5 protein-coding genes are annotated in these 10,328 nt (G+C 52.7%); 3 read left to right on the top strand and 2 right to left on the bottom strand.

Annotated features, from left to right (window positions below; all coding sequences use genetic code 11):
- Window positions 1-217: 217 nt before the first annotated feature.
- A complete protein-coding gene (locus H6F90_RS03255; protein WP_190550172.1) occupies window positions 218-886 on the bottom strand; it encodes a methyltransferase in 669 nt (222 codons plus the stop codon).
- Window positions 887-961: 75 nt separating this feature from the next.
- Here H6F90_RS03255 and H6F90_RS03250 point away from each other — a divergent pair, with 75 nt between their 5' ends.
- Both H6F90_RS03250 and H6F90_RS03245 read left to right on the top strand, forming a co-directional pair.
- The gene (locus H6F90_RS03250) at window positions 962-1,972 is read left to right on the top strand and encodes a hypothetical protein (RefSeq protein WP_190550170.1); all 1,011 of its coding nucleotides are present in this window, start codon (window positions 962-964) and stop codon (window positions 1,970-1,972) included.
- 97 nt (window positions 1,973-2,069) lie between these two features.
- Window positions 2,070-2,444 carry a BON domain-containing protein gene (locus H6F90_RS03245; RefSeq protein ID WP_190550168.1) on the top strand — a complete coding sequence of 125 codons (375 nt, stop codon included), beginning with the start codon at window positions 2,070-2,072 and terminating at the stop codon, window positions 2,442-2,444.
- A gap of 208 nt (window positions 2,445-2,652) precedes the next feature.
- On the opposite strand, the gene H6F90_RS03240 is transcribed toward H6F90_RS03245, so the two are convergent.
- Window positions 2,653-6,765, bottom strand: coding sequence for a CHAT domain-containing protein (locus H6F90_RS03240; protein WP_190550166.1), 4,113 nt, complete (start codon window positions 6,763-6,765; stop codon window positions 2,653-2,655).
- A gap of 613 nt (window positions 6,766-7,378) precedes the next feature.
- Between H6F90_RS03240 and H6F90_RS03235 the strand changes: the two genes are divergently transcribed.
- A complete protein-coding gene (locus tag H6F90_RS03235) occupies window positions 7,379-10,081 on the top strand; it encodes an EAL domain-containing protein (protein WP_190550164.1) in 2,703 nt (900 codons plus the stop codon).
- Window positions 10,082-10,328: the final 247 nt, after the last annotated feature.

The following is a 10,328-nucleotide window of genomic DNA, read 5'->3' as shown; positions in this document are numbered from 1 at the left end:
TTGCCTACGAAAGTGGTAGAACTATCTATCAAATCAAGCACGGGATGCTCTCTGAGTATCTCAAGGAGCAACTCAAGCATCCGTCCGTTCAAATGACTTTTGCGTAAGTTCTGACTAAATCTAGGTGCTATGCATTCAGGCCAATCGTGCCATAAACCGCAACATAGCCTGCTACAGGGATACGCAGGATGCAGGTAGGAAGAGAAAGCCAAGGGAACTAAATCTGCGACAGAGCATGAATATCCACTGACAATGTTAACTCGCGCCATGCGACTGGATTGGTGGTAGTTTGCAACTGAAAACTATGCTCGGCTGCCAGTTCAATAAACTTCTTGGCGATCGGGCGTTGGGGGTCGCTGATGTAGGCAGTACCCCCAGGAGCTAGCAGTTGAGCGATCGCCTGCAAAATGGGCGCATGATTCCGCTCCTCATAAAGCACATCAGCCGCCAAGATGTAGTCGAACTGTTGAGTTAAGGTGATGTCTCGCCAGTCCAGCCATTGGGTAGCGATCGCGACTTGATTGGCGGAGGCGTTGAGTTGGGCAAAATCTAGCGCTTCAGTAAAGTAGTCGGTGGTGAGCATCTGGGCTCCAGCGATCGCGCCTGCCACACTCACCACCCCTACACCAGACCCTAACTCCAAGCAACGAGCTTGCTGAAACTGAGGGTGAGTCAGGACAAATTCAGCTAAGGCGATCGAAGCGGGCCAAATTTCTGCCCAGTACGGCATCCGCTCATCTTTTTGGAATTCATCGGGATCAATTTTGTCTAGAAGTTCGTAGTTGTTGGCGACGTTAAAGATGGTTAACTGTTTGCCAGCGATCGCATAGGTGGTTTCAGCTAATTGGTACTCACTTGCTAGCTTTTTCTGAAGTGCTTGATTCATAACTAAGTGTGACTGCAACAGGGAGCAGAGCGGTTAAGCTAGCCTGCAAAGCATTTTGATTCTGAGCCTCTAGTTATGGTACAAGCTGCCGACAATCTAATTACTCGCCGCATCTTCGATGCACAAACACTCGTCACCGCATTTCCACCTCGTTTTTACGACCCCAACAAACAGCTTGTCTACGAAATAGCCTGTCCGACAGGGACCGTGCATCAGGGTCAAATTGTCTTTTCTCGCTGGCGCAAGATTAGCTTGCCTGAGACATTAGACCCCGCCCAACCTCAAACGGTCTATGAACCAAGGCCAGACTACTTTAGTTATGAGCCGTTACCGTCTAGCAATTCTGCGGTGGAATGGTATCTCAACTTTGCCCATTACGACTTGTTTTGTGCCTATGACGGGCCTTTGTTTGCTCAAGATGAGATGCAAGTATCCGAACATCCAGCCTTAGGTTCACTACGAGAAGCCTTGCTAGCCTCTGACATAAAACCCCTCGCTGTCGAGAATGGCGAACCCACACCAGCCCTGATCATGGGAGTTGAGCGACGTTGCGCGATCGCCACTAATCCTATCCCTGAGCGCGATCGCCCCTACGGTCTTTATGGCAACAACTTTGCTTTAGCGAGTGCAACAGCCATTGAACAAGCAACCCAAGTGCTGAATCCGCCCACCCTCACCAATATTCTGGCAATGGAAGCGCCTGCGGGTGGGTACGGCAATTACAAACTCAAAGAGATTGAATACATCCTCAGCACAGCCTTTACAGGATTTACTGCCGCCCACCTGGAATCGCAGCTTAATGTAGATCCCGCCCGTGAAGTAGTAATCCACACCGGATTCTGGGGTTGTGGAGCCTATGGTGGTAATCGCATCCTCATGGCTTTGCTACAGGCATTAGCCGCTCGTTTAGCCCAAATCGATCGCTTAGTTTTTCACACCGCTAATGCCAGCGGTACAGAAGACTTTACTAAAGCAGTTGGAATCATGCAGCAGTTAGTCCCAGCAGGTAATTCAGTTAAAATCTCAGACTTGATCCAAGCAATTGAAGCCATGAAATTTGAATGGGGCATTAGCGACGGCAACTAGAGTATTGGTGGTAAGGCGATCGCTAATTTGCCCTGATTTGCCTGATTTTCTCCTCAAACTCCTGTAGAGTCACTTGGTTTATTTTGAGGAAATAAAAATGGGTTGGTTAGATCGAATCTTTGGCCAAGAAAAAGCCGCTGCCGCACCCGCAGCACCCGCAGCAACTCCATCCGCTCCTACCTCAGCACCCACCCAGACTGCCGCTCCTGCCCCAGAAACCATTCCGCCCGAACGAGTTGGATTGAACGGCGAATATGACCAAAGCGGCTTAGCCAAGCGAGTCGCTCAAGCCTTCGATCGCGACCCTAACGTTGGCGACATCGAAACCCTCTGGGTCGCTCAAACAGGCAGCACCATCGTCCTCAAAGGTACAGCCCCCAACGAGCAAGAACTCCAAACAATGGTCGCGATCGCCCGTACCATCAACGGAGCCACAGACGTAGACACCAGCCAAGTCACCATCGGCGGATAAGAAAAAGACAGTTCATAACTAACGAACAAACATCGAAACACCCACAAAAAATCTCGTTTGGAGGGGGTCTGGGGGACGCAACCGTCCCTCAGCGGGGGTTTGGGGGCAAGCGCCCCCAAGCATTTGGCTTTCGTCAAGAGACACAACTGTAGATAGATGGGGTTGTGTGGAACAGGCTTTGCCCGTCCAACACGAACGTAGTAGGCACTTACCAAGGACTCCCAATCATCGTAAAAGCCGACCAATAGTAAGGATTAGAGAGATCTTTCGTGCCCAACTCCGCCAACTCTGGTGGCAGCGTCACACTCTCACCAGCACTCTCCAACTTACCTCGGTCTACTCGAACCTGACCGCGAATCATTGCCAACTGCGCTTGACGTAACGCTTCCGTCTTAATCGGAGCAGTCTTCAGTTTTTGATAAAACTCCGTCATCAACGCCAGCGTCCCCTCATCATCCACCGCCCACAAGCTCGCCAGCACCGACTTCACTCCCGCCTGGTACGCTACCCCCGCGAACCCTAATTCCGCTTGGCGATCGCCCAACGCCGTCCGACAGGAACTCAGCACCAACAACTGCACAGGCGGATCATTCCAACCCAGCTCAGGCAAATCAGTCAAACTTAGTTTCCGATCCCAAAGCTGAATATAGGAGTTACTAGGGCTACCTGGCTGAAACTCCGCGTGAGTCGCCAAGTGGATAATTTCAAACGGTTGTTTTTGGCGCTGCGCCTCCAAATTTCTTAGCGTAAACGCTTCATTCAAGAACGATTGTCCCGCCCAGCCTGCTTGAATCGCTGACAACTCCACAGGCACCGCAGGCAATGGTTTTTGGTCCTGAAACTCGGAAGCTCCCATCGCTAGCACTTCGGACTGCTTCAAGCCCTGGTAAAGCGTTTCAGTCAAGCTCAAGCTCGGCATAATGCCCAGGCTATATTGCTCCACCAAGAACTGCTGCCCACTATGCAACGCCGCAATTGGCAGCGATCGCAGCCCCTCATCCATAATGAAGGCAATATTTTCCACCTTTCTGGCTTGCAATTCTGCCCCCAAAGGAGCCACCAGCCAGCGATAAAGTTGCTGAGCGGCGGGTAAATAATTCGTCGTATCGCGATTAGCAGGGTCCGTCAGGTCGTCGCGAAACTGCTGCGCCATTTGCAACACTTTCGCTCGCGATGCCCCCGGAATGCGCTGGCGAATTGGGTTGCCCTTCGCCGTAATCAGAATCAGCTCCAGTTGATCGTCGTCGCGCGGTTGAGGCTGACTAGGATTAGCCGCTAAAGCTTGACCCGGTAGCAGAGCGGCTGGCACAAACGTGGCATACAAGACTGCGGGTTTCACCCCGGTGGCTCGCTCAACCAAATCCAGGTGCTCGCAAATATCAGTCAAATTGTTGTTGGGACCGCGCCTAGGTTTGCTGAGATAAGTCTCAAATTCCTGGCTCACCCGCTTCTCCAAAGCGTAAATGTCCAAATCCAGCGAGTTGCAAGGTAAAGCGGCCAACTCCGAAGACAGCTGTCGGGGTGGACCTTCTAGAGGGGCCGCTAGATCTGAGCGGAAAGTAGGTGGTGGCGGTGATACTGGCGGCTCTGGCACGGGCGGTGGTAGTGGTGACACCGGCGGTTCTAGCACTGGCGGTTCTGGCACTGGTGGCGGCGGTGTCACTGGTGGGGATATCGGTGGCTCTGGCACTGGTGGTGGCGGTGGTGGCGGTGGTGGTGGACTGCCAATGTTGATAGCGATCGCTGTAGGAGTCGAGAGCGACACAGCATCACTCGCCGCGAGGGTAAAGGCGGTGGCTGGCCCTGTGGCCCCCGGAGCAGGGGTATAAACCAACGCATCACCGGGAGCCAGCACGGTTGTCCCAGGTATGACAGGCACTCCATTCACGGTCAAGGTTCCAGCCGGAACAGAGTTAATCACCAACGCCATATTGTCTAAGTCAACATCAGCCAAGGTAGGAGCTAAGTCGGCGTAGGTGAAGGTGATAGGCGTTTCAAACGCGGTGTTCGGCAGAGCGGGGGTAGATCCCAGAGCGGGGGGCGTATTCACCGAAGCGATGCTGATGCCATTAGGTGTGCCGCTGGCTAAACCACCCGTCGCTAAAATTGGAAAACTTCCTGTCGTTAGAGGAGCAGTCCCCGCATTGACTGTTCCTAAGAGACCATTGAGTGGAGTTCCGGCGTTGACAGTGAACGGAAGATTAGCGGCACCGCCCGCCGTTTGAATCGCTACCCCACCATTGTCAGCCGAGCCAGTGGCATCGATTGTGGCTCCATTCGGTAGTGCCACCAACCCGCTCACTGTCCCCCTCGTCGTGGCGATCGCGACATCTCCCCCGGCTCCTCCGCCCAGCCCCAGGTTGATGCCGCGGCTGTCGATGGTATCGAAGCGAATATCACTAATGGCACTCAGGTTAACTGGTCCCCCAGTCGGTGTCGTTAAACCACTAGCAGAGGTATTGATTGCCCCCACGCTGAGGGTGTTGGTTGCGGATAACTGAACTGCTCCCCCCGTGGTGGTGCTGCTGGTGTCAATATTACCCAGGTTGAGATCAGTTCCAGAAATGGTCAGCGATCGCCCACCCGTCCGAATCGTGTTGTTAGCTGGCATGGAGAAGGAACCGCCTCCCACGCCATCGACATCAGCAGTGAAAGTAATGGCACCCACACCGATCGCAAAGCTGAGATTGGTGTCTGACAGCGGGTTGATCAAAATATCATTGGTCGCCTGCAAAACCACATTGGTATTACCTGCCAAACTTTCCAATGCTGCCTCGGAAATGGTGAAAGGAGCCGCACCGCCATCTCCTGCCAATATTTGCCCATCGGCTAGTTGAGCATCATCTGGGCCACCTGCCCCTGCCACAACTGTAATGTTGATAGGGTCGAGCAGCAGGGTGCCTGTCTTGCCCTGAGGGGCACTGAGGTCTGCTTCCCCACGAAACAGCAGAGTTTGTTTACCCGAAACCTCTGCCGATCCGCCCTGACCCGTACCTGCACCCCGCGCATTAATTTTGCCAGAGAATCCGGTCGTGCCATCTGCCCAAACTACAACCTGGCCACCGTCCCCGTTTTGGTTGGCGTTGGCATTCAAAACCGCGTCAGAGCTGATGTCAGTGCGAGCAGCATTGGGCAGGGGGCCTTTGCCTTGATAGTTGCCTCCCACCAAGATATTGCCGCCTTTTGTCGTGCCCGATGCTTCTAGGGTTGCGCCAATTACACCGACGCGATCGCCTAACACTCTCACTGTGCCGCCTACCGCCCCAGCCGTATCCAGTTTCCCTGCGACCAAAGCGGTTCCCGGAGCCACATCCAGCCCAACGCCAGAGCCGCTGAGCCTAACTTGACCATTGGCATTCACACCGATCTGGGTAGCATTGCTGCCGTCGCCGCCTGTGAGTAGTTCTGGCAACGTCGGAATCGGGAATGTCCAAGCGGTTGAGTTGACGCTAGCGGGAGGCTGAACCTGCAAACTGAGCAAGCTGCCTGACTGGCTCAGTTGCACCAAACTCTGACCTGGGGCAGCCGCGACGGTAATTTCACCCGCTGGCGCTGTCAGGTTTCCGGTGTTAACCACGGTGCCCCCGATCAAGCTAAGCGACTGACCCGAACCAACCGTTAAATTGCCACTATTTGCGATCGCCCCTGGTTGCGACATCGTAAAGGCCAAGCTGGTGGGACTGCCACCTAAAGTTGCATAGTTGTTGCTGCCCGCTGCGTTGAACCATTGGTCGCCAAAACCCACAGCATTTGCGGTGGTCGCCGTAAATGTAGCAGGCAAGTTAAGACTGGCGTTGGAGCCAAAAATGATGCCAGCAGGATTGATCAGATACAAATTGGCATTGCTGCCACTGACCTGAATTAAGCCTTGAATCCAAGAAGCTTCACCTCCCACCACTCGCGCCAGAATATTCTGAACGTCAGGAGTTGCAAGAAAATTGGCAATTTGGTCTGGGCTTAACCCAAAATGACTAAAACTCTGAAAGAGATTGCTGCCATCGCCAGAACGCTGTCCTCCGGTAATGTCGTAGCGATCGCCGCTTGGTGTGACGACAGTTCCTACCCCATCTTCCGCCGGAACAATGGCCTGCGCTAGAAGTTGAGTCTCCTCAGGGCTAGCCAGGGTATTGCTGCTAGTAATTGTTTCAGGCCCAAAGGTTTCAGGAGCACTGGGGCCAGCCAGAGCACTAGCAGGCGGGAGAGCGATCGCTGTACTTTGGGAGGGCGTTGGCGAACTGAGCGCGATCGCTTTTGCAGTTGGGGCAGCAGTGGCAGCAGTAGCCGCCAGGGGCAGTTCGGGCGGCAGAATTGGGTAGAACATACTTCTCCAGTGTCTAGGACACGCCAGAACCGTTTTTCGGTCGGGATTCAGTTTACTAGATCTGGTTATTAGATCTGGATATAGATACGGAATCAACCTACTCCATCAGGACTGAATGGTTCGTGGAGTGTAGAGAATTACAGCATTCTTAGTTTAGAGGTGGTTAAAGTTAAAAGACTGATGATTTCAATCGGTTTTCGCTAGGTTAGGCAGTCTAAAGTACAAATACTCGCTATTTCACCGTGGCACTGTAATTGATTTTTTCCTTGCGATAGAACTTCCTGAATGCCGCGTTTGGCTGAGAAATAATAAGTTACTGTCTCCTACTGTCTGCACTTGCAGGATTGACCTCAGAGAGGGTTGAGTCTAAGTGCTTACAATATCTTAATCACCTACCCAGACCTGATTACCAACCGGAATTACCAACCGGAGCAGAATCATCGCTGCATCCCATTTCCGCGAAACTGTCGAGATCACGCATAGCCTAGCTGTGCCGGTTGAGTTAGATTCGAGCAGGTTGTGAGCAAAACACACAAATAGCTTTAGTCCTTGGCTTAGCACCGATTCAGCCTTAATTGAAATCAGTTCCTTATTTCGCTTGAAGACCTGTGCTATGTGGAAAGCTTTTAAGCAAAGGGTGATTAGTCACTGGTGGCAACCACGATGGTGGCAACAGGCGAACCAAGCCAGTGTGAGGGTGCGATCGCAGTTTGTTCCTGGAATCCCCACAATTGCGATCGCTAGCTTGCTAGTGACTGGAGGGCTATGGAGTATCAAGCAATTGGGTTGGTTGCAATCCCTGGAACTCGTAATGTTCGATCAAATGATTCGGCTGCAACCAGATCGTGGCGTTGATCCCCGTTTGTTGATCGTTGCGATTACCGAAGCAGATATTAGCAATCGCCGTAAGTGGCCACTTCCCGATCAGGTAATAGCGCAGGCGCTCGCTAACCTCCAGCAACACCAGCCCAGCACCATCGGGTTAGACATTTTTCGCGATATCTCTACTGCTCCGGGGCAGCAGGCTTTGGCAAAGCAGTTGCAACAATCTAATGTGTTTGCCATTACCTATCTGGGGAACAACAAAAGCGAGCGAGTATCAGCGCCGCCTCAAGTTCCAGAAGAGCGCATTGGTTTTAACGATCTCCTGACCGATCCAGATGGAGTGGTGCGCCGGAGCTTGATGTTTGCGGCTGACGAGAATGAGGCTGCTTTCACCTCATTCTCGCTCCAACTCGCTGTCGATTATCTCAAGCGCAGTTGTGCTCCAGCTCAAACTGCAACGAGCCAAAGCAGCCAGAATAGCCAGAACAGCCAACAACAATCTGTGGCGTCAGCTCCCAGTCCTTGCTCTAACCCACTCGAACAATTGACCAAGACAGAAGAATATCAGCTAGGTAAAGCGATTTTTCCCAAATTGCAAGCAGATTCAGGTGGCTACCAAACGATTGATGCCCGTGGCTACCAATTCTTGCTGCGTTATCGTTCGGCTAGCCAACCCGCTCGGCAAGTCACTTTACAACAAGTGTTGCAGCAGCAGCTAGATCCCAGTTGGGTCAAAAACAAAATTGTCTTGATCGGGACGACTGCTAACAGCGTCAAAGATTTGATTTACACCCCTTATAGCAAAGTGGCGAGTGAACAGCGGCAGATGCCAGGGGTGATGGTTCACGCGCAAGCCGTCAGCCAAATTCTCGATGCTGCCAATGGCGATCGCTCACTGTTTTGGTTTTGGCCTCAGTGGGGGGAGGCGCTGTGGATTTGGGGTTGGGCGCTGACAGGAGGGCTTTTAGCGTGGCGTTTGCGGCACCCGTTAGCTTTGGGGTTGGCGAGTGCGATCGCCATTGGCAGCGGTTTTGGCGTTTGCTGTTTCATTGTGGCGCAAGTCGGTTGGGTGCCTTTTGTGCCACCTGCCTTGGCTTTAGTCATGACTGGAGGCGCGATCGTGACTTATCGGGCGCTCTACGCCAGCCGACACGATACCCTCACAGGGTTGCCCAACCGCACACTGTTTCTCAAACAGTTGCAGCGAGATTTGCAACGCAGTCAAGCCAACTCTGAACTTGGGTCTACCCCACCAGAAGCCTGCTTAGCGGTTCTGTTTTTAGATTTGGATCGCTTCAAGGTGGTGAACGACACTATGGGGCACCAGATGGGCGATCGCTTACTGGTGAATGCGACTCAACGAGTGCGAACTTGCCTGCGATCGCACGATCTGTTGGCCCGCGTGGGCGGAGATGAGTTTGCCATCTTACTCAGATCTCTGCGAGATGTACATGAAGCGACCGCGATCGCCGAGCAGATTCAGCAGGTGATGATACCTCCTTTCCGCTTGAACGGTCAGCCCGTCTTCACCAGCGTCAGCATTGGGATTGCCTTGAGCGAAGCGGAATACAACTATCAATCAGAGGATCTGCTACGGGATGCTCACACTGCTCTCTACCGAGCCAAAACTTCCGATAAAGGCGGCTACGAAGTGTTTGCCAGTGGGATGCACCTACAAGTGGTGCAACGGTTTCAGCTAGAAGCAGATCTGCGTCGTGGTCTGGAGCGGCAAGAATTTCAGTTGCACTATCAACCGATCGTATCGCTCGCAACAGGCAGGATTGTTGGGTTTGAAGCGCTGGTTCGGTGGCGACATCCTCAGGAAGGGTTGGTGTTTCCAGCCGCATTCATTCCTGTTGCCGAAGAAACCGGGTTAATTGTGGCCTTAGGACAGTGGATTTTGCAAGAAGCCTGCCAACAGTTACGTCACTGGCAAGATCAGTTTCCCAGCGATCCTCCCTTGATGATCAGCATTAATCTCTCTGGGTGCCAGTTCGCTCAACCTGATTTAGCGGCTCGGATTGAAAAAATCTTGCATACGAACGGCTTGGATGGGCACAGCGTCAAACTGGAAATTACCGAAACAGTAGCCATGAAGGATGTGGAATCAACCATTGGGCTACTGCTGCAACTCAGGTCGTTGAATCTACGCCTGAGCATTGACGATTTTGGTACGGGCTATTCTTCACTCAGCTATTTGCACCGATTCCCCGTGGACACCCTCAAAGTAGACCGCTCTTTTGTGAGTCGGATGAGCGATACCAGCGAAGATGCCACCATTGTTCAAACCATTACGATGCTGGGGCATACCTTGGGGATGGATGTGATTGCGGAAGGTGTGGAAACCGCTGCTCAGCGCACTAAGTTGCAAGCCTTGAACTGCGAGTATGGTCAGGGCTATTTGTTCTCCAAACCCTTAGATCCTGAAGGAGCTACCGCCCTCTTAGCCGCCCAGTTTCAACCTTGGGGCACTCGTTACCTCACTAACTAGCTGCTTTACTGGAGGGATTCTAGTTAACAGTGCGATCGCCTGCATTCCGTTGCGTTTCATCCAGTGGCCACGATGCTTGCTAGTGCTAAGGAGGATGAAACTATTCGTTGATCAGATGCGTCTAGGGGAGAGTGCCTAAATGCGCTCAATCCTGGCTCTGAGCGATGTCAAAACGGGGCCTATCTCCGGAGGGGTTTTGAGGAAGAAATTCTATGTTTAAGCTGGTAATTACTTCCTCCTGCTGTAG

Origin of the sequence: Trichocoleus sp. FACHB-591 (assembly GCF_014695845.1) — a bacterium.
Lineage (GTDB): Bacteria > Cyanobacteriota > Cyanobacteriia > FACHB-46 > FACHB-46 > Trichocoleus.
The sequence above is the reverse complement of the archived record's forward strand: the minus strand, read 5'-3'. Positions and strand labels throughout refer to the sequence as shown.

Coding starts and splice junctions, on each gene's coding strand:
- H6F90_RS03255 (WP_190550172.1), bottom strand. CDS start 886: ATGAATCAAGCACTTCAGAAAAAGCTAGCAAGTGAGTACCAATTAGCT.
- H6F90_RS03250 (WP_190550170.1), top strand. CDS start 962: ATGGTACAAGCTGCCGACAATCTAATTACTCGCCGCATCTTCGATGCA.
- H6F90_RS03245 (WP_190550168.1), top strand. CDS start 2,070: ATGGGTTGGTTAGATCGAATCTTTGGCCAAGAAAAAGCCGCTGCCGCA.
- H6F90_RS03240 (WP_190550166.1), bottom strand. CDS start 6,765: ATGTTCTACCCAATTCTGCCGCCCGAACTGCCCCTGGCGGCTACTGCT.
- H6F90_RS03235 (WP_190550164.1), top strand. CDS start 7,379: ATGTGGAAAGCTTTTAAGCAAAGGGTGATTAGTCACTGGTGGCAACCA.